The sequence below is a fragment of the Pandoraea sp. XJJ-1 genome (genome assembly GCF_026802345.1).
Taxonomy (GTDB): domain Bacteria; phylum Pseudomonadota; class Gammaproteobacteria; order Burkholderiales; family Burkholderiaceae; genus Pandoraea; species Pandoraea cepalis.
In genome coordinates, this window is sequence record NZ_CP113827.1 from 1,955,885 (window position 1) to 1,974,770 (window position 18,886).

At 63.3% G+C, this 18,886-nt stretch carries 17 protein-coding genes and 1 other RNA gene; 14 read left to right on the forward strand and 4 right to left on the reverse strand.

All coding sequences use genetic code 11. The annotated features are described in order from the left end of the window. Positions 1-104: 104 nt before the first annotated feature. The 3 genes from OYT13_RS08925 to trxA all read right to left on the reverse strand — a co-directional run bounded on the left by OYT13_RS08925 (position 105) and on the right by trxA (position 3,061). Entirely contained in the window at positions 105-1,106 is a 1,002-nt protein-coding gene (locus OYT13_RS08925) for a tetratricopeptide repeat protein (protein WP_150563010.1), read from the reverse strand. Between the two features lie 172 nt (positions 1,107-1,278). Continuing rightward, entirely contained in the window at positions 1,279-2,541 is a 1,263-nt protein-coding gene (gene rho, locus OYT13_RS08930; protein ID WP_026132103.1) for a transcription termination factor Rho, read from the reverse strand. Between the two features lie 193 nt (positions 2,542-2,734). Next, positions 2,735-3,061, reverse strand: coding sequence for a thioredoxin TrxA (gene trxA / locus OYT13_RS08935; RefSeq protein WP_010807316.1), 327 nt, complete (start codon positions 3,059-3,061; stop codon positions 2,735-2,737). 292 nt (positions 3,062-3,353) lie between these two features. Between trxA and ffs the strand changes: the two genes are divergently transcribed. From ffs to OYT13_RS08995, 12 genes are all read left to right on the forward strand, one after another. Further along, an RNA gene (gene ffs / locus OYT13_RS08940) (signal recognition particle sRNA small type) lies at positions 3,354-3,452 on the forward strand. 323 nt (positions 3,453-3,775) lie between these two features. Beyond that, entirely contained in the window at positions 3,776-5,737 is a 1,962-nt protein-coding gene (gene dnaX / locus OYT13_RS08945) for a DNA polymerase III subunit gamma/tau (RefSeq protein ID WP_268567606.1), read from the forward strand. 148 nt (positions 5,738-5,885) lie between these two features. After that, positions 5,886-6,212 (forward strand): YbaB/EbfC family nucleoid-associated protein, encoded by a 327-nt coding sequence (locus OYT13_RS08950; protein ID WP_017231405.1) that lies wholly within the window; start codon positions 5,886-5,888, stop codon positions 6,210-6,212. A gap of 35 nt (positions 6,213-6,247) precedes the next feature. Further along, a complete protein-coding gene (recR, locus tag OYT13_RS08955; RefSeq protein ID WP_017231406.1) occupies positions 6,248-6,844 on the forward strand; it encodes a recombination mediator RecR in 597 nt (198 codons plus the stop codon). Between the two features lie 249 nt (positions 6,845-7,093). Continuing rightward, positions 7,094-8,452 (forward strand): sigma-54 dependent transcriptional regulator, encoded by a 1,359-nt coding sequence (locus tag OYT13_RS08960; protein WP_017231407.1) that lies wholly within the window; start codon positions 7,094-7,096, stop codon positions 8,450-8,452. A gap of 752 nt (positions 8,453-9,204) precedes the next feature. Then, on the forward strand, positions 9,205-9,777 hold the full coding sequence (locus tag OYT13_RS08965) for a hypothetical protein (RefSeq protein ID WP_017231409.1): 573 nt from the start codon (positions 9,205-9,207) through the stop codon (positions 9,775-9,777). Between the two features lie 5 nt (positions 9,778-9,782). Next, complete coding sequence (locus OYT13_RS08970; RefSeq protein ID WP_268567607.1) at positions 9,783-10,295, forward strand: hypothetical protein; 513 nt, start codon at positions 9,783-9,785, stop codon at positions 10,293-10,295. Further along, entirely contained in the window at positions 10,292-10,942 is a 651-nt protein-coding gene (locus OYT13_RS08975; RefSeq protein WP_017231411.1) for a hypothetical protein, read from the forward strand. The genes OYT13_RS08970 and OYT13_RS08975 overlap by 4 nt, the downstream gene beginning before the upstream one ends. Positions 10,943-10,972: 30 nt before the next feature. Continuing rightward, a complete protein-coding gene (locus OYT13_RS08980) occupies positions 10,973-12,355 on the forward strand; it encodes a hypothetical protein (protein WP_268567608.1) in 1,383 nt (460 codons plus the stop codon). A 52-nt stretch (positions 12,356-12,407) separates the two neighbouring features. Further along, entirely contained in the window at positions 12,408-13,118 is a 711-nt protein-coding gene (locus tag OYT13_RS08985) for a C39 family peptidase (protein WP_051060032.1), read from the forward strand. Positions 13,119-13,130: 12 nt separating this feature from the next. After that, entirely contained in the window at positions 13,131-13,892 is a 762-nt protein-coding gene (locus OYT13_RS08990) for a hypothetical protein (RefSeq protein WP_268567609.1), read from the forward strand. 362 nt (positions 13,893-14,254) lie between these two features. Further along, positions 14,255-15,586: a hypothetical protein gene (locus tag OYT13_RS08995; protein ID WP_026131491.1), complete on the forward strand. Its 1,332-nt coding sequence runs from the start codon at positions 14,255-14,257 to the stop codon at positions 15,584-15,586. Positions 15,587-15,724: 138 nt separating this feature from the next. On the opposite strand, the gene OYT13_RS09000 is transcribed toward OYT13_RS08995, so the two are convergent. Next, the gene (locus OYT13_RS09000; RefSeq protein ID WP_157211301.1) at positions 15,725-16,354 is read right to left on the reverse strand and encodes a hypothetical protein; all 630 of its coding nucleotides are present in this window, start codon (positions 16,352-16,354) and stop codon (positions 15,725-15,727) included. 132 nt (positions 16,355-16,486) lie between these two features. Between OYT13_RS09000 and OYT13_RS09005 the strand changes: the two genes are divergently transcribed. Together OYT13_RS09005 and OYT13_RS09010 are read left to right on the forward strand one after the other, a co-directional pair. Continuing rightward, positions 16,487-17,284 carry a helix-turn-helix transcriptional regulator gene (locus OYT13_RS09005; protein WP_268567610.1) on the forward strand — a complete coding sequence of 266 codons (798 nt, stop codon included), beginning with the start codon at positions 16,487-16,489 and terminating at the stop codon, positions 17,282-17,284. 327 nt (positions 17,285-17,611) lie between these two features. Continuing rightward, entirely contained in the window at positions 17,612-18,814 is a 1,203-nt protein-coding gene (locus tag OYT13_RS09010; protein WP_261939883.1) for a CaiB/BaiF CoA transferase family protein, read from the forward strand. Positions 18,815-18,886: the final 72 nt, after the last annotated feature.

Consider the following 18,886-nt stretch of genomic DNA (forward strand, 5'->3'; position numbering starts at 1 on the left):
TCGCTAACGGTCGCTGATGACCTGAGCGATGCCCGACAATCCGGTCGATTCAGTGGATCGACCCGCGGGATCCGTGGGCTCAGGCGATGCGCTTGGCAGTGCGCTCAGTCGATATCATCGCCCGGCTGATACATATGGTAGTCGCCCGTGGCATACACTCCCTTGTAGGGCATAGGCGACTCCTCGTCGTGATCGACCGGATGCGTCTCGGCGATACGCAGCGAGTCGCGCACTTGCGGCGGCTCGCATTCCGCGACCAGACGCAGGGCTTCGGCTTCATCTTCGGCCACCACGTCGTAGGTGGTGACGAACGCGGGCGGCGGGCCATCGGGATCCTCATCCTCCAGAGGCTCGTACCATTGCCCTTCCACGATCAGATGCATCACGTGGGCCACATCCGATTGCGCGTCGCGTGCGGCACGCAGGGCCCACAGGGCCGTGTCGCTCCACTTGTAGAGCTGCACGGCCTCCAGCGCCGACGCGAGCGCCTTATCGTTATCGCCTGACTGCTTGTACGCGAGTGATAGCTCGGCGAGCACGTCAGCCATGGCCACGTTGCTGCCTTCGTCGTCACGCGCGTGCTGGTGCAGCGATTCGTAGGTTGCAATGGCGGCCTTCGGCTCGCCTTGGGCGTTGAACAGGTGCATGCGCAGTGCAATGGCGTTTTCGATGAAGGCACGTCCGGCCTGTGCGAGGTGCGGGCTCTCAAGCACACGGTCGAGACGCGTTTGTGCCGACGTGAAATCGCCGTGGCGGGTGAGGGCGTTGGCGTGATTGAAGTCGACGATGACGACGTCTTCGTCCGGCGCGCAATTGCCCGCTGCCTCATATGCCTCGATGGCGGCCGGGAAGCGCCCCAGATCGGAGCGGTAGTTGCCGAGCAGTTGCCAGAGCAGCCAGACGCCCGGCGCATGCGCGACACCGGCTTCCAGAATGGTCACGGCCTGTTCCATGTCGTCCATATCGGCGTAGGCCATTGCCTGCACCTCATAGGCGCCCGAGTACTGCATCGACTCGAGCCGCTTGCCGATCTCCAACGCCGACTCGGGGTCGCCGGCTTCGAGGTGGGCAAAGGCTTCCGCCATCAAATCGTCTTGCTCGGACATTGCAATCTCTCCTTCGGGAACCGCGTTGGGGGACGTATGTTGGCGGCCGGTGCGCGGTGCCGTTCCATCATATAACAGTCATCGTGACAGCCCGCGCAGCGGCGGGGTGGCGCAATGAAAAAGCCGCGACACGCGGGTCGCGGCTTTCTCTCATGACGCGCAGGGGGCGAAATCAGCCGCCGCGGCGCATCAGGTCGAAGAACTCGGCGTTGTTCTTCGTCTGCTTGATCTTGCCAAGCAGGAATTCCATGGCTTCAGCCTCATCCATATCGTAGATGAGCTTGCGCAGCACCCAGATCTTTTGCAGGATTTCCGGCTTGATGAGCAACTCTTCGCGACGCGTGCCCGACTTGTTCAGGTTGATGGCCGGGTAGACGCGCTTTTCCGCGAGACGACGCTCAAGGTGCACTTCCATGTTGCCCGTGCCCTTGAATTCTTCGTAGATCACGTCGTCCATGCGGCTGCCGGTCTCGATCAGTGCGGTGGCGATAATCGTGAGCGAGCCGCCTTCTTCGACGTTACGTGCGGCGCCGAAGAAACGCTTCGGGCGCTGCAGCGCGTTGGCATCCACACCGCCGGTGAGCACCTTGCCCGAGGCCGGGATCACGGTGTTGTAAGCGCGGGCCAGACGCGTGATCGAGTCGAGCAGAATGATCACGTCCTGTTTCATTTCGATCAGGCGTTTGGCCTTCTCGATCACCATTTCGGCGACCTGCACGTGACGCGTGGCCGGCTCGTCGAATGTCGAAGCGACCACTTCGCCTTTCACCGAACGCTGCATTTCCGTCACTTCTTCCGGGCGCTCATCGATGAGCAGCACGAAAAGCTTGGCTTCCGGATGGTTGGTGGCAATCGCGTGAGCGATGTGCTGCAGCATCACGGTCTTGCCCGACTTCGGCGAGGCCACGAGCAGACCGCGCTGGCCCTTGCCGATCGGCGCAATCATGTCGATGATGCGGCCCGTCACGTTCTCTTCACCGCGAATGTCGCGCTCGAGCAGGAGCGGCTTGTTCGGGTGCAGCGGCGTGAGGTTCTCGAACATGATCTTATGTTTCGAGGCCTCGGGCGGATGGTCGTTGACCTTGTCGACCTTCACCAGCGCGAAGTAGCGCTCGCCGTCCTTCGGCGTACGCACTTCCCCTTCGATCGTGTCGCCGGTATGCAGGTTGAAGCGGCGGATCTGCGACGGGCTGATATAGATATCGTCCGTGCTGGCCAGATACGACGTCTCGGGCGAGCGCAGGAAACCGAAGCCATCCGGCAGCACCTCGAGCGTACCGTCGCCGTAGATGGTTTCGCCGGTCTTTGCGCGCTTCTTCAGAATGGCGAACATCAGCTCCTGCTTGCGAAGGCGGTTTGCGTTCTCGATATCGAGACCGTTCGCCATTTCAAGCAGTTCGGAGACGTGCTGGGACTTTAGTTCGGATAAATGCATACGGAGGTGCCGTCCGACGGACGACAAGTGAAGGATCAGGGAAAAGTGAGCGAACGCTCGAAGAACTTTGAGATGCTTGTTGCCGGATTATATAGCAAGCAGCGCCGCGCGCAAGCACCGCACCGCTTGTCCGGCGCCGGGCTGTCGCACTGCGGCGACAAAGGCCCCGGCACCTGCCGTCATTGGCTGGGGATTACAGATGCTGGTCGAGGAAGGCGGTCAGTTGACCCTTCGCAAGGGCGCCGACCTTCTGGCCCGCGACGGCGCCGTTCTTGAACAGGATCAGGGTGGGGATGCCGCGGATGCCGAACTTGGCCGGCGTGGCCTGATTGTCGTCCACGTTCATCTTGGCGATTTGCACCTTGTCGCCGTATTCCTTGGCCACGTCTTCCAGGATCGGGGCGATCATCTTGCACGGACCGCACCATTCCGCCCAGAAGTCGAGAAGCACCGGCTTGTCGGAATTCAAAACGTCCGCGTCGAAGCTGGCGTCGGAAATGTGCTTGATTTGTTCGCTCATGAGTATTGTTGCCTCGTCTGACTATTCGGAAACGTCCGGTGAAAACAGCGCGCTTTCGCCGACGCCGGAGATGTCACCCGGCTTTCCCGGGCGTGCATTCTCCATATGGAGGCTGCAATCGCGTGCTTCAATAGCGTTCGCCAATGCAGTTTGTGCTCATCTTAGCGGAAATCGCAAACGCTTGCGCGTCGTGCCTGAGCGCGCCGCGAGGTTGCCGTTGGGAGCGCCTGCGCCCCACAATCTCGCGCGTCGGGCTTCTGTTGGCACGCCGACTCTGGTAGAATCTGTTCCTGACGGGCCTCCTCGCATGGTGGCGCGGCCAATCTGGTCAGGTCGGGAACGAAGCAGCCACAACCGTTTTCTGCCAGTGCCGAGGGTCAGGCTCGTCACCTACCTCCTTGTTTTATCGATGTTCTCCGCGCATTTCGCGCACATTCCGCCTCCGCTTTCACATGCCGCGTGTCGTTGCGATCGGTCGTTTCCATGGTGAATGGACATGGCGCCGCCGTGGTTCGTCGATGCCCGCTGACGGTCACCGTCCGCGTCCCGTCGGTGCTATTTCAACGCGTATCGCGTGCGCCGGGGCCGCTTGGTAGAATCGCGCAACATTTTTTTCTATCGCACCGATAGCCTGACGGATTTCCCGGGCTGACAACGCCCGATTGGGCGTTGACATCGGTGCGGACGCTCAACGCCGAACTGTTACAATTTGGCATGACCTATCAAGTACTCGCGCGCAAATGGCGCCCCAAAGGCTTCTCGACCCTGGTGGGCCAGGAGCATGTCGTGCGTGCGTTGACGCACGCGCTCGAGCAACAGCGTTTGCATCACGCCTACTTGTTTACCGGCACGCGTGGCGTGGGCAAGACGACGCTCTCGCGCATTCTGGCCAAGGCGCTCAATTGTGAGACGGGCATCACGGCCGAGCCGTGTGGCGTGTGCAAGGCCTGCCGGGCCATCGACGAAGGGCGCTTCGTCGACTACGTGGAAATGGACGCGGCATCGAATCGCGGCGTCGACGAAATGACGTCGCTGCTGGAAAAAGCCGTCTACGCGCCAGCGGATGCGCGCTTCAAGGTCTATATGATCGACGAAGTGCACATGCTGACGGGGCACGCGTTCAACGCGATGCTCAAGACGCTGGAAGAACCGCCCGCGCACGTCAAATTCATCCTGGCGACGACCGATCCGCAGAAGATTCCGGTCACTGTGCTCTCGCGCTGCCTGCAATTCAATCTCAAGCAGATGCCGGCCGGGCACATCGTGTCGCACCTCACGACCATCCTCGGCGAGGAAGGCATCGAGAACGAGACGCAGGCGTTGCGTCTGCTCGCCAAGGCGGCGGGCGGCAGCATGCGCGACGCCTTGTCGCTCACCGATCAGGCCATCGCCTATGCCGCGGGTCCGCTGACCGAGACGGCCGTACGCGGCATGCTCGGGGCCATCGATCAGAGCGTGCTCGTGCGTCTGCTCGACGCCCTTAACGACGAATCGCGCACCGACCTGCTGGCCGTTGCCGACGAAATGGCCGAGCGCAGTTTCTCGTTTGCGGCGGGATTGCAGGATCTCGGCAGCTTGCTGCACAAGATTGCTCTGGCGCAATACGCCCCCCAGGCCGTGTCGGACGAATGGCCGGAAGCGGCGGACGTGAGACGTCTGGCGCAGGCGTTGTCGCCTGAAGCCGTCCAACTGTATTACCAGATCGCCACGCGTGCGCGTGGCGATCTGGGACTTGCGCCGGACGAATACACCGGTTTTTCGATGGCGCTGCTGCGAATGGCGGCGTTCACGCCGTTGCTCGCGGGCGGCACGCTGGCGGAACCGCCAACGCCGCAGACGGCGGGTGCCGCGCGGGCTGTGACCCCAGCGGCCGCGCCGTCGCGGACCCCGATGGCGGAAACGGGGCGTGCGTCCCCATCGTCTGCAGCATCGGCTTCATCGGCTTCGCCCGCGTCAGCCGCTTCCGTGGCATCGTCGGCGGTCTCGCCGCCTGCCGCGCCGGCCGCCCAACCCGAGGCACGCCGTGCCCCGTCGGCGCGAAGCAGTGCGCCGGCCGATGGCGCCCCGATGTCGCCCGCCCGCGCGGCCCTTGCCGCCCTCAATGCTGGACGCAAGGGCACGGCAGGACGCGCTGCCGGCGGCGCAGGCGCCAATCGCGGAAGCGCGTCGCGCGCCTCCGACGAGGCGCCAGCCGGTGCCGACCCGGAGCCCGAGCCTGCAGGGGCTGCCGGTGCGTTAGCGGCAGCGTCTGCGGCGACCCCGCGTGCTTGCGTCTATCGTGAATCCGACGGTGTCGCACCGGTCTTTACCGGCGAATGGCCGGCATTGGCCGCCGGTCTCCCGGCACGCGGTCTTGCCCAACAACTGGCATTTCAAAGCGAGTTGACCGAAGTCGCCGGTCGCGCGTTGCATTTGCGCGTGCCGCTCCGGCAGTTGGCCGATGCGGCCACCACCGACAAGCTGCGTCAGACGCTGTCTGAGCACTTCGGCGCCGAGGTGCAATTGCATGTCGAGCTGGGGCAGGTGGGGACGACAGCGGCTTCGCTCGCCGCGCAAGCGGCGGCGGCGCGCCAGAGCGCGGCGGAACAGGCGATCGCGGACGATCCGCTCGTGCGCGAACTGATCGACGAATTCGACGCCCAGATTCTGCCGGGCAGCGTTCGCCCGTTACAATAAGGCCGTTCGCTGTAGCAATTCGGTGCCGGGTTTTCGAAGAAAATCCTCAAACGCGCGTTACACACGACGACACACCGCGATGCTCGGCGCGTACAGCATTGGACGCGCGGCATCTGACCCACCTCATACGATTTATTCAGGAGTCACCATGCTGAAGGGAAACATTGCAGGTCTGATGAAGCAGGCCCAGCAAATGCAGGAAAACATGAAGAAGGCGCAGGAGCAGCTTGCCCTGATCGAAGTCGAGGGTCAGTCGGGGGCGGGGCTGGTCAAGGTCGTGATGACGTGCAAGAACGACGTGCGTCGCGTGACCATCGACCCGAGCCTGCTGGCGGACGACAAGGACATGCTCGAAGACCTCGTGGCGGCGGCGTTCAACGACGCGGTGCGCAAGGCTGAAGCGACGGCGCAGGAGAAGATGGGCGGCCTGACCGCCGGTCTGCCGCTGCCGCCGGGCTTCAAGATGCCGTTCTGAGCGGTCCTCCGCCAGTTTAAAGAGACACACGACGCATGTCCCAGCTCTCGAGCCTGCAGGAACTCGCCGATGCCCTGCGCGCGTTGCCGGGGGTCGGCCCGAAGTCCGCGCAACGCATCGCTTACCATCTGCTGCAACGCGACCGCAAAGGCGCGGTGCGGCTGGGCGAGGCGCTGGTGCATGCCGCCGAGCAGATTCGCCATTGCGCGCGCTGCAATACATTTACCGAAGTCGAGATTTGCGAGACGTGTCTCGATCCCGAGCGCGACACGAGCCTGCTGTGCGTGGTGGAAACGCCTGCCGACCAGAACATGCTGGAGCAGACGCTGACCTTCAAAGGGCTGTATTTCGTGCTCATGGGGCATCTCTCGCCGCTCGACGGCGTGGGGCCCGGCGAGATTCACTTCGAGCAACTGATTCGCCGCGCCACGGACGGCGTGGTCAAGGAAGTGGTGCTCGCCACCAACTTCACCAACGAAGGCGAGGCCACCGCGCACTATCTCGGACAGATGCTCAAGGCACGCGGTTTGCGCGTGAGTCGGCTGGCCCGGGGGGTGCCCGTCGGTGGCGAACTCGAGTATGTGGACGCCGGTACGATCGCGCGTGCCGTGCTCGACAGACATACGCTCTGAGCATGACGCGCGCGTGTCGCGCTCCAACGCTGCGCGTAGGTACTGCTCCTCTCATCCAATCGGATTAGCTGTTATTCGGTATTTCTGCACCCATCCCGGTCTTCTAGACTGAACCTGCCGACTTGATGACCCACCAGCACGGGGAATTCAAAAAGTTCACGAGCGGCGCGGGGCCGTATTCCCGTCGCGTAGATCCGGTCGATGACCCAATAACTGCGCACGGGCACTGCTTAGGCAGGGAGTTAAGGTATGGCTAACGATACCGGGCGCACCCTGATTTACGCCTCCCGAAAGCACAACGACGGTCTGTTGTCTTTCCTGGGAGAGCAAGGCTGGCAAGTCTTGCCGGCCAAGAGCGCCAGCGACGTCAGTCGCATTCTGAATCCGGGGACGACCAGCGCAGCACTCATCGATCTGGCGAGCGGCTATAGCGACCGCGAGATGGGCGCATTCGAGTCCTGCATGCAACCCGCCACGGTCGGCTGGGTTGCCGCGACGAATCCCGAACAACTCACGACGAAAGCGATTCGCCGGCTGATCCGCGACTATTGCTTCGATTACGTCAACGTTCCCTGTACGAACGACCAACTCGCCCATTCGATCGGACATGCCTGGGGCATGGCATCGCTCTCGGAGGTGCCGTTCGTCACGCCGCAAGTCGGCGGCGATCAGGAGATGGTCGGCACGTGCGAGGCGATGCAGCAACTCTTCCGCACGATCCGCAAAGTGGCCAATACCGAAGCCCCGGTGTTTATCTCGGGCGAGTCGGGCACGGGCAAGGAACTGAGTGCCGTGGCGATTCACGAGCGCTCGTCGCGTGCCAAGGGGCCGTTCGTCGCGATCAATTGCGGGGCAATTCCGCCGCACTTGATGCAATCCGAACTCTTCGGCTACGAACGCGGCGCCTTCACCGGCGCCAATGCGCGCAAGATCGGCCGCGTCGAGGCCGCCAATGGCGGCACGCTGCTGCTCGACGAAATCGGCGACCTGCCGATCGAAAGCCAGGCGAGCCTGTTGCGCTTCCTGCAGCAGGGCGCCATCGAGCGTCTCGGCGGACATGAAGTGATTCCGGTCAACGTGCGCATCATTTCGGCGACGCACGTCGATTTGGAGGAAGCCGTCAAAGAAGGGCGGTTCCGCATGGATCTGTTCCATCGCCTTTGCGTACTGCGGGTGGACGAACCGCCGCTGCGTGCGCGCGGGCAGGACATCGAGATCCTCGCGCACCATATTCTGCAACGCTTCAAGGGCGACAATCATCGCAAAATCCGCGGCTTCACCCAGTGCGCGGTACAGGCGATGTATGAATATCACTGGCCGGGCAACGTTCGCGAGCTGATCAACCGCGTGCGCCGCGCCATTGTCATGGCCGACGGCCGCATGATTTCGGCCAAGGATCTCGACTTGACGCCGTGGGTGCCGACCCTCGTGCGAACGCTCGAGGAAATTCGCGCGGAGGCCGAACGAACGGCCATCGAGCAGGCATTGCTGCGCCACTGTCATCGGCTCACGGACGTGGCGGCAGAGCTGGGCATTTCGCGCATTACCCTGTACCGCCTCATGTGCCGGTATGGAATGCGTGGTGACGAATCGGGCGTGCCGGCCTGATGTCTTCTGGCGAAGAGAGGGCGGCCGTCCTGTGATGAGCAGGGCGGTCGTTTCTTTTTGGGCTCCTGAATATCGTCGAGTTGAGCCCGCAAGTCTGACCGCTTTACGCCGTGTTTTCACCGCTGTCCTCGCAATCCGCGACTTCTGCCATCGCCAATAACGACGGGCGAATCCGGCGAACCTTCCCGCAGTCCTCTCGAACGTCTTCCATACGCATTGCGTTGTCTCGCCTTTCCAGAGAACGCGTCCCGCAGCGTCGTACGTGTGCGTCTGCGGTGCGTCGTCACCTGCGCTTTCCCGACCTCGCGAAGTCCTGCCTGCGGTCGGGGGGAACGCGCTTTGCCGCCGCCGAAAATGGGCGTGGCCGGTGGCCGCGCAGACCGATCAAAGATGAAACATCCACGGCACCGTACGGCGTCGCGCCTCGCGCGGGCATCTGTGACGACGCTGTGTCGTTACGTCGCAGGCGGATAAAACTGCCGCAATTCTGTCACCGGAAGCCCTTGTCAACCGGGGCTCCAAGGCAAGCGTCGCTGGCGACGCCGATATCGTTCGCAGTTCGGAATGTTTGTGGAATGCGTCGGTGATGTGGCACCGGCGGCCCGGCATGGCCTGCGTATCAATGCTGAAACGTTTTCGCGCATTGGCCCGGGCGTTCGGCCAAGTCGAAAAATCTAACGTCAATGTTTTCAATCACTTAAGTCGGGTGGCACGGAAGTCGCTTTATTGAGCCGGGCAAGGAGGGCACAGCGATGCGAATTCTCACCACCGACATTCAGTACCGAGTACGACAAGGCGCAGGCGCGCTGGCCGCTGCCATTGCCGCGACGTTCGGTCTGTGCGCTGCACCGGCGCAAGCGCATGAATTCTCGCGCTCGCCGCTTATGCATGTGGCGATGCTGACGGGCTCAATGGTGCCGACGTCGTTTTCGACGACGCTGCCTGCGACGCGGGTCACGGATGCTGACCCTGCCATGGTGGCACCGGTCTCCGACCTGGTCCCGGTCGCGGCCCGCACGACGACGGACGAAGCACCGGCCGCTGCCGGTGGCGACGACACGAGTCCCATTGCCAGCGTCCAGGACATGGGCGTGACCGGGGTGCCCCTTGCGGCAGCCCGTATCGATGACGCACAACTCGGGAGCCAGCGCGGCCGCAATCTGCAAGGCGGCGCGATGGTCCAGTCACCTGGAATGACGCTCGCCAACGGCGTGACGTTGTGGGACGAACTGCCCGGCGCCGTGACGCCGATGCCGCGTCCGCAACAACTGTCTAGCGGCGTGAACAACGTTCAGGTGACGCGTGTGACTTACTCCACGCGGTGAATCAGATGACTCAATTCTCCCTGTTGCATGCCGGCAGTGTCCTCGCCACGATGATGGTGGCGCTGACCCCGGCGCTGCTCCCCGGCCGCGCGCACGCCGAACCGGCGACGCCCGGGGACCTGGTGATCGAACGCAACATCGGCCCGGAAGTCGCCTATCGCGGCTTGCCCCGTGAGCAGAATCCGATTGGCATCGCCGTACCGGCATTCCCGACGGGGCCGTTCAACACCGCCATGGGGGCTGTCAATCAGGTCATGGATAGTGAGTTGACGGGCCGCGCCTCGGTCGGTCTCGTCACGGGGGCCGTGCGCTCCGGCATCGACCCGGTGATGGGGGTGCTGGTGGGCAATGCCCGCGGTGGCAACGCCCTCAACACCTCGAACGGCGTGGGCGGCGGCTTCAGCGCGGGCGTCGGCGGTGGCAGTGGTATCGGCAGCATCGGTACGCTCGTACCGTCAGTGATCAACTCGGCACTGGCACCGCTCACGAGCATTGGTGCGGCAGGAGCGGCGAAATGAGCGCGCATCGCCTGTCGCATCGTGCCCATCGCGCCATCGCTCTGGCGGCAGCCACCGCCCTGAGCGCTGTCGCAGGGGTGTCGTCGGCACAAGACGTGTGGATCGTGAACGGCGAACTCGCCGGCACGCACGCCACCATCGATAACGGTGTGGCGGTGGGGGTGACCGGGGCCCTTGGTGTCAATCAAGCGGCCGGCGTGAACAACGCCCAGGCCAACAGCGCGGTCATCGCCAATGGCGGTGGGGTGAGCGTCGGCGCGTCGAGCACGAATCAGCAGGCGCTCGTCACCACGACGACCGGCGCGGCCAGCGCCGCAATTCAAGGCAACGCATTTTCGGGCACCTCGGGGCTGACGCAAGTCAACCAGTCGAGCGGTGCCGGCAATCTTCAACGCAACGCCACGGTCATTGTGACGGGCGATGCGGCTGGAGTGGCGAGCGTATCGGATACGGCACTATCCGCTGCGATCGCTAAGGGTGGCCCGGCTGGGCACGACAACCTCAACGATCTGTTCCGCACGGCGTCGATTTCCGGTGACGCCTTCCGCGGTGCGAACGGTGTGGTTCAAGTGAACCAGTCGGCTGGGATAGGCAATGTAACCGCAAATGTTTTTGTGCTCCGTCCCCCGGCGGGCACATCTTTTTAACTGGGTAACTCTCTCGTCAAGGAGATGGTCATGAAAACGAAAGCAATTGCAGCGGCCGCACTGCTGGTAGCAACGGGTTCCGCCATGGCGTATCCGTCTCATCACCAGCAATACAGCTTCTCGTTCATCGGCAACGAAACCAACGTTCTGAACCTGGTCGGCATTTTCGGTCTGGTCGGCATTCGCGGCTGCGTCACGGTGGACAACACCGGCAACGCTGTCGTGCAAAGCAGCCAGATGGTCGACGCGCACGGCGTGCACCTGACGGGCCCGCTGCTTGGCAGCTACGTGACGGGCGACGTGACGTACGGCGTGCATTCCAAGACCACGACGGTCTCGAACCAAGGGAGCTCATACCTGCTCGCTGGCTCGACCAGGACGTCGTTCGACAACACGACGTCGTGGGTGAATGCCGAGGCCAATGGTCACCTGAACACCAGCCAGTCCTTCCAGGCCGGTGCCGGGTATATCGCGGGTCAGTCACACTCCGGCTCGGGCAGTTTCATCGCCGGTGGTGGGTATGAGTATTCGAACATTGCGGGTGGCTTCGGCGCCATCGGTGGCGGTCACTTCTGGCTGCCGGGTGGAGGTGGGGTGTACGGCGGCTACCTCTTCGGCAACTTCGGTGCGGGCCAAGGCGCCGCATGGGGCGGCTACGCCTACCAGCAGCAATCGCAGGAGGCCGCCGGCTTCCTCGCGGCGGGCTTCCTGAACACGCAGAAGAGCTTCGACGCAGGGTTCCACGGCTTGTTCAACCACGGTCAGGCTTCGGTCCATAGCGAATCGATCGCCGCGGGGGCACTGTGGGGCTTCTCCGACACGTACATGAAGTCGACCACGTGGGTGCATGGCGCGATCACGTATCACATCAACACGGCGCAGCTCCAGACGATGGGTGCCACGCTGGGTCATGGCGCATTGGCTAACGCCAACGGCAACATCGGTGTGAACGTGGCGGCAGGTGCCGACAACGCGCAGGCCAACAACGTTGCGATCGCTTCGCTCAACGCCCAGCCGGTGTATGCCTCGGCACAGGTGTTCGCGAACCAGTCGTCGAAGGGCTCGGCCAGCATCTCGCAGTTCTATGTCACTTCCAGCGTGGGGGACAACGCCCTCGCCGGTGCGACTGGCAATGTGGGTGTGAACGTGGCTGCCGGCGTGGGCAACGTGCAACAAAACGGTCTGGCCGCCGCCGTCTCGCAAAGTGGGCACGGCTGGTACTCAGGCGGTGCGGCTAACTCGACGGCGCAAACCGACCAGTCGGCTTCGATGCACGCTTCGGGCGACTTCATCGCCAATGCTTCGCTGGGTAACGGCGCACTCGCGTTCGCCAGCGGCAACATCGGTGTGAACGTGGCTTCGGGTATCGGCAACGTGCAGAGCAACAGCCTTGCCGTCTCGGCAATCAAGTGAAGTACCGAACCGGTCCGGGGATTCCCGGACCGGTTTTTTCATGAGGTGTGACATGAATGATGCGCGTCGTGCCGCAGTGAGGATCGCTACTGTTTGCGCTCTGGCGTGCGCAAGCGTGGCCGGGCACGCGCAGTATGCATCGGTGAACCTCGAATCTTCGACTGGTGTACCGGCGGTCAAGAAGATGCGCTCGTTCAAGTCGATGCACTACGTGAATCTGGTCCAGCAGGAATACGACTTCAGCTGTGGATCCGCAGCCTTGGCAACGCTGCTGCGATACGGCTACGGGATCGACATACCCGAGCCGGAAATGATCCAGCGAATGATGGCGTTCTCCAACCCGGAAACGGTCATCAAGAATGGCTTCTCGATGCTCGACATGAAGAAATTCGTGGAGACACTTGGACTCGAGGGGCGAGGATTCAAAGTTGACGTGAACGCGCTTTACGACTTGCGCATCCCGGTCATCGCGCTGATCGACGTCAACGGCTATCAACACTTTGTAGTCATCAAGGCAGCGAAGGACGGACGGGTGTTCGTGTCCGATCCGGCGCTAGGCAATCGCATTATCGAGCAGGCCGATTTTGCCAAGCAATGGAACGGCTTGGTGTTGGCGGTCGTCGGCAAGCCGTTTTTGGAGGATTCACCGCTGCTCAAAGGAAACGAATCCCTGGCAGTCAAGTTGCGCGACAGCGCCTTGGCGACCGGGACATCTCCGGCCCCGATGGTGGACTTCGGCATCATCCGGGCGGATCTGTTTTGAGACCAGACCATCATGAACCGATTTGTCCCGATGCTGGCAATCCCGCTGCTTGCAAGTGCCGTGCCGGCATTCGCATCGAGCGTGGTGCCCGAGAGCTGGACGCCTGTGAGCGATGAAGTGCTCGCGCACGCGACCGGCAAGTACGCACAACAGAACATGATCACGGGCTTTCAGCTCGTCATGCAGTCGCAATGGCAGATGCCGACCGGTGCGAGCCTGATGGCCACCGGCGTGCTGGGTGTGAATCAAAACGGCGGTGGCTTCCAGGTGCAGACCGGTGCCGCGACCGGCATTATCCCCGGTCTGGTCAACGCGACCGGGCCGCTTACGCAGTCAGTGTCGGGCGCGTCGAGCGTACTGATCAATGGCGTTGCGCAGATCACGCAGGTGGCCGGCGATGCGAACAACGCCCTGAACAAAGCCATCATTCAGTTCGGTCCTGGGGTAACGATCGCGTCGCTGGTGCCGGTCGGCGGGCAGGGCGCGAACAGTTCGCAGACCACGGTGGGCAGTCTGAGCGCCAGCGTGGCCATTACGTCGGCCGGCATGCAGATCACGTTGAATACGCCGAACGGCAATCTCGGCCAGAGCGTGGGCGGCGGGGCCGGTGCGGCGATGAACCAGATCATGCAGGTCGTGCAGGTGGCGGGTAACGCCCAGCAGGTCATGAACACGATGCAACTGAATCTGCAGACGAGTCCGCTTACGTCGGCCGCACTGCATCAGGCCGGCATTCAGAGCGCGTTGGCAAACATCGCCGCGATCCGCCGATGACGGTCGAGGATCGTCAATCCAGGTCGACGACGTGAAGCGCAAGTGAAGGGTAAGGCAAGAGCAAGTGAAGTGACGGCGCCGCGCTGCCTTGGATGCGCAGGGTGACGCCGGCAACCGTGTCCGGCAACGTTGCAACCCTTGGCCGGACGCCAGGATAACGAGAAGTGGGGCGTCGCCGCAGGTCGCTTGCGGTGAACAAGAAGGTGATGTCGGCAGAGCCCGGGCATTGCACGTCCACCGAGATCGGAACGGGTTTCGCACGCATCACCCCGCAGTCGAGCAGCAAGGACAACCGTTGTTGGCAATACGTGTTTGTTGGATTGCGCGCGGACGCCTGTCCGCACCTTTACCCGGGGGGGATCATGAACACTCATCGCTTTTTTCCCGTTGCCGCTATTCCGTTGGGGGTACTGCTTTTCACGCTATCGGCCCAGGCTCAGGAGCATACGAACCCATCGCCGGACGACCGTCTGCAAATGTTGATGGACATGGTCGACCGGCAGCAGCGGGAAATTTCTTCTCTCAAGCAGCGCCTCACGGATATCGAGATGGCGCAACGCGGACGCGGTCTGACCGCCTGGGATACTGCGCAGATCGCGCAGGTCTCGCCCGGTGACGGATCGGCCGCCGGTTCGGCGGGTACGCCGGGCGGTGGGGCCGCCGGCGCGTCGGGGCCCTCATCGGCCACGCCGATCGGCGAGACCCAGCAGATGCAAAAGAGCACGAGCGAATCGCAGCGCACGCCGGCCGAAGAGGCAGTTGTGCAGGCCCAGCACGCGCCGCTGTTCGACCACAAGCTGACCATCGATACGGGGATCAGCTACAGCTACTACGACCGGCGTCAACTCGTGCTGAGCGGCTTTCTCGCCCTCGATGCCATCTTTCTCGGCCAGTTGAATCTCGGCGAGACCAAGGCCAACGTCTGGACGTTCGACGTCAACACGCGCTACGGGATCAATGACCGGTTGAGCGTGGCGTTCGACGTGCCGTATCTCTACCGCAATTCGGACTTCATCTCGGGCGGGGTGGGCGGTGCGGCATCGTCGGTGAGCGACATCAGCAAGAACTCGGCGAACATCGGCGACGTGAATGCGTCCCTGTACTACCAACTCGTCAAGGAGAACGCGAACTGGCCCGATATCGTGGCCTCGTTTCGCGTGACCGCGCCGACCGGTACGTCACCGTTTGGCATCAAGCTCGGCACGCCCGATCCGACCAATAACAACCTGACGACGCCGTCGCGACTGCCGACGGGCAACGGCATCTGGGCGTTCACGGCCGGCCTGTCGTTCCTGCGCACCTACGATCCGATCGTCTTGTTCGCGAACGTGGCGTACACCTACAACGTGGCCCGCACGTTCGACGACGTGTCCGCTGTCGAAGGCACGACGCAACCCGCGAAGGTCAAGCTCGGCGACATCATTCAGGTGGGCGCGGGCATGGCATTGGCGCTCAACGACAAGACGGCGCTGTCGATCTCGTATTCGACGGCGATCTCGCGCGCGACGAAGACGGCCAGTCCAGGCGGCGCCTACACCACGGTGGCGGGCAGCTCGACGAACGCGGCGTCGCTCAATTTCGGCATCAACTATGCGATCAACAAGCACTGGACGGTCAACGGTTACGTCAATGCGGGGATGTCGCCGGACGCGCCGAACTACGTGATCGGTTTGCGCTTCCCGTACACGTTCTGATGACGGGGGCATCGCGTAGGTGTGGAAGAAGGCAGCAGGAACGGGGTTTGCGCGTCGCCGGCACCGACGACGCGCATGGAATCAAGGTCAGGGAAGGCGGATGCAATAGCGACGGGCGCGGCCCGTCGCGACCTTCGGTTAGCGCGACGGGCGGGGGGGCATAGCGCCAACCCCTGCGTTGACGGACAGACGGGTCGGCTGCATTCCCGCGGACAGGGCAGGGGGTGAAACGTGCGAAATCGCAGCGATCATGCGCGGCCCATTCGGCAAGGAAATCGATGCCTGCGTGGGTTTGGGCAGTGGCGCGGGAGGGACGACTTCGTCCCAGAGGCGTACATTGTTCGCCGTTTGCGCCACGGTGTGGGCCGGAGCAATGGCGACGGGCGCAATGCCCGGCACGTTGGCGACGATGCTGTGCTGCAGGTTCGCCGCACGCGTGCTGGCGAGCAAGGCGTCGCTGACCGCGACCGGAACGCCGCGCATATCGACCGCCTGGGCTTGCGCGGAGACGGCAACGCACGCCGCCACCAGACAACCCATAGCAACGCACGTCATCTTGACGCTGATCTTCTTGTTCATGGTATGCCCCCCGGCCTCCAACGACTGTCCTCCCAGCACACGTTGTATTTTATGGCGCGATTCGAGAAAAGGAAGGGAAAAAAGTAATAGCGGAATGTTAGAAAATTGAGTAAATAATTTACGCAGATTGCGGTTTGTCGCGCGAAGGCAACATGGAGCGGCGTTCGTGAGTTCGGGACCCGGTGCCATGCGGGTTTCGTGCGTAAATTGCGCTACAAGCGAGGTGACGCCTGATGTTTGCCTCATGACGAAGGCTGGAGGGTTTCTTCGGTTTTCGTAGCCGCCTGGGCATGTGTCGAGCATGCGACAGGCGGGCAACTCATGAGCACATCGGGCTTGATAACAAGCGGGGCGGCGGCCCGGGGGGGGCTGACCGGAACGACGGGGGAAACCATGCGTGTGCTGGTCGTGGGTGAGGCTGCCAGTTGGCTGAGCGGCCTGCAGGTCGCACTGCAGACCGACGCGAACGCGACGCCGCCAGTTTTGCGTCACGTCGACGAGGTGACGGCGCAGGACTGGCTTTGGTTGCGCGAGTTGCCGTCGCGTCGCGCGCTCGTGCTTGCCGAGTCGGTGGCCCGTACGCCAGACATCGATGGTCTGTGTGCGACGGCCGCCGACTGTGCGCCGCCCGTCCCGGTGCTCGTCATCGGAGATGCGGGTTTTCCCGATGAAATCATTCGCTGGCTGCAGGCTGGTGCGGCGGCATGTCTGCCATGGCCGAGTTCGGTCGCGCGCACGCGTGCGGTCTTCGATCTGGCGTTCACGGGCGGTCGATTCGTTCCCGACGAGGCCATCTCGGCATTGCTCGTGCTTTGGCGCCAGGAGGCACTGGGCGAAGCGCTGCCGCTCTCGCGTCTGCCGGTGTTCCCGATGGGCGGCGACAAGGCGACGCAACTGGCCGAGTCGGCGCTGCTCGGAATCTCCGCGCGGCAGTACGAAATTCTGGCACTCCTATCGCGCGGTTTATCCATCAAAACGATCTGCCAGCAACTGGTGATCTCCGAGGGAACCGCCAAGACCCACGTGTCTGCCCTGTATCGGCGGCTCGGCGCCCGCAATCGTGGCGAGGCGATCTACATCGCGGCGCAGCGCGGGGCGCGTCATCTGTTCGAGACCTGACGAGCGGCCCCCCGGCTTGCCCGATCGGATTTCGCGATCATTCAACTCAGAACTTTCCGGGAATCGCTGCGCGATGGTTGGCCGATCGCGGACTGTCGAATTACTATACGAGCTTCGTTTGCCACCCATTGCGACAGGCGCCGCTGACGGCGGCGTCTCGAAGTCGACGGCGATGTCCGTCGACGAGGCACAGGAGTCCACGCGTTGTCCAAGTCGTCCAAGCCGTTCGAATCTGTATTGCCGCAAGGTCCCGCCCCGGTGTCTACGGCATCCGCTGCCGGCCCGTCTTCCGACGCCACCTCGTCGCAGGGGGGCGGCGCCGCGGGTTTGCCGGCGCGCGGCGCGCTCGCCGGCGTGAAGGTGCTCGAACTCGGCACGCTCATCGCGGGTCCGTTTGCCGCGCGCATGCTGGGAGAGTTCGGCGCCGAAGTCATCAAGATCGAGGATCCGCAGCACGGCGATCCGTTGCGCAAGTGGCGCAAGCTGCACCCCGACGCGGGCGGCACGTCGCTCTGGTGGGCCGTGCAGGCGCGTAACAAGAAATCGGTGACGATCAACCTCAAGTCTGCCGAGGGGCAGGAGATCGTGCGCAAGCTCGCCGCGCAGGCCGACATCGTGGTCGAGAATTTCCGTCCCGGGCTGCTCGAGCGATTCGGATTGGGGTACGAGCAACTCTCGGCCGACAATCCGGGGCTCGTGATGGTGCGCCTGTCGGGCTACGGGCAGACCGGGCCGTACCGTGACCGGCCCGGCTTCGGCGCGATTGCCGAGTCGATGGGCGGACTGCGCCATATCACCGGATATCCGGACCTGCCACCGCCGCGCATCGGCATTTCCATTGGCGACTCCATCGCGGCGCTGCACGGCGTGATTGGCGCGATGATGGCGCTGCATCACCGCAATGTGAACGGCGGGCGGGGGCAGGTGGTCGACGTCGCCCTTTACGAGGCCGTTTTCAACCTCATGGAGAGCGTGGTGCCCGAGTACAGTGTGGCCGGCATGGTGCGCGAGCGCACGGGCGCGTCGCTGCCGGGGATCGTGCCGTCGAACACCTATCCGTGCGCCGACGGCATGATTGTGGTGGGCGGCAACAGCGATCCGATCTTCAAGCGGCTGATGCACGCCATCGGCCGGCCCGATCTGGCGGACGATCCCGCCCTTGCGCACAACGACGGCCGCGTGCCGCGCACGCAGGAAATCGACGATGCCATCGGCCAATGGACGCGCACGCGTCCGATCGACGACGCCCTGGCCGTGCTGCAAGGGGCCGACGTGCCGGCAAGCCGTATCTATACCGTGGCCGACATGTTCAAGGATCCCCAGTTCATCGCGCGCGAGATGATTCAGCGTCACACGTTCCCGGACGGCACGCCCATCGATCTGCCGAACGTCACGCCCAAGCTTTCGCAAACGCCGGGGCACACGCAATGGCTCGGCCCGGCACTTGGCGAGCACACCGAAGAGGTGCTCGGGCAACTAGGTTATGATGCCGAACGAATCAAGACACTGCGCGAGAACGGCGTCATTTGAGCTGCGCTGATCTCGCGCAGGACCACGGGGCGCGGCACCGTCTGCGGCTCGCGAATAAGCACGTTACACCAA

What these genes read in the sequence shown, in the direction of transcription:
- recR (WP_017231406.1), top strand. Translation starts at nt 6,248, where the DNA reads ATGTCCCAGCTCTCGAGCCTGCAGGAACTCGCCGATGCCCTGCGCGCG.
- OYT13_RS08960 (WP_017231407.1), top strand. Translation starts at nt 7,094, where the DNA reads ATGGCTAACGATACCGGGCGCACCCTGATTTACGCCTCCCGAAAGCAC.
- OYT13_RS08950 (WP_017231405.1), top strand. Translation starts at nt 5,886, where the DNA reads ATGCTGAAGGGAAACATTGCAGGTCTGATGAAGCAGGCCCAGCAAATG.
- dnaX (WP_268567606.1), top strand. Translation starts at nt 3,776, where the DNA reads ATGACCTATCAAGTACTCGCGCGCAAATGGCGCCCCAAAGGCTTCTCG.
- OYT13_RS08985 (WP_051060032.1), top strand. Translation starts at nt 12,408, where the DNA reads ATGAATGATGCGCGTCGTGCCGCAGTGAGGATCGCTACTGTTTGCGCT.
- OYT13_RS08980 (WP_268567608.1), top strand. Translation starts at nt 10,973, where the DNA reads ATGAAAACGAAAGCAATTGCAGCGGCCGCACTGCTGGTAGCAACGGGT.
- OYT13_RS09005 (WP_268567610.1), top strand. Translation starts at nt 16,487, where the DNA reads ATGAGCACATCGGGCTTGATAACAAGCGGGGCGGCGGCCCGGGGGGGG.
- OYT13_RS08975 (WP_017231411.1), top strand. Translation starts at nt 10,292, where the DNA reads ATGAGCGCGCATCGCCTGTCGCATCGTGCCCATCGCGCCATCGCTCTG.
- OYT13_RS08995 (WP_026131491.1), top strand. Translation starts at nt 14,255, where the DNA reads ATGAACACTCATCGCTTTTTTCCCGTTGCCGCTATTCCGTTGGGGGTA.
- OYT13_RS08970 (WP_268567607.1), top strand. Translation starts at nt 9,783, where the DNA reads ATGACTCAATTCTCCCTGTTGCATGCCGGCAGTGTCCTCGCCACGATG.
- trxA (WP_010807316.1), bottom strand. Translation starts at nt 3,061, where the DNA reads ATGAGCGAACAAATCAAGCACATTTCCGACGCCAGCTTCGACGCGGAC.
- rho (WP_026132103.1), bottom strand. Translation starts at nt 2,541, where the DNA reads ATGCATTTATCCGAACTAAAGTCCCAGCACGTCTCCGAACTGCTTGAA.
- OYT13_RS08965 (WP_017231409.1), top strand. Translation starts at nt 9,205, where the DNA reads ATGCGAATTCTCACCACCGACATTCAGTACCGAGTACGACAAGGCGCA.
- OYT13_RS08990 (WP_268567609.1), top strand. Translation starts at nt 13,131, where the DNA reads ATGAACCGATTTGTCCCGATGCTGGCAATCCCGCTGCTTGCAAGTGCC.
- OYT13_RS09000 (WP_157211301.1), bottom strand. Translation starts at nt 16,354, where the DNA reads ATGGCACCGGGTCCCGAACTCACGAACGCCGCTCCATGTTGCCTTCGC.
- OYT13_RS08925 (WP_150563010.1), bottom strand. Translation starts at nt 1,106, where the DNA reads ATGTCCGAGCAAGACGATTTGATGGCGGAAGCCTTTGCCCACCTCGAA.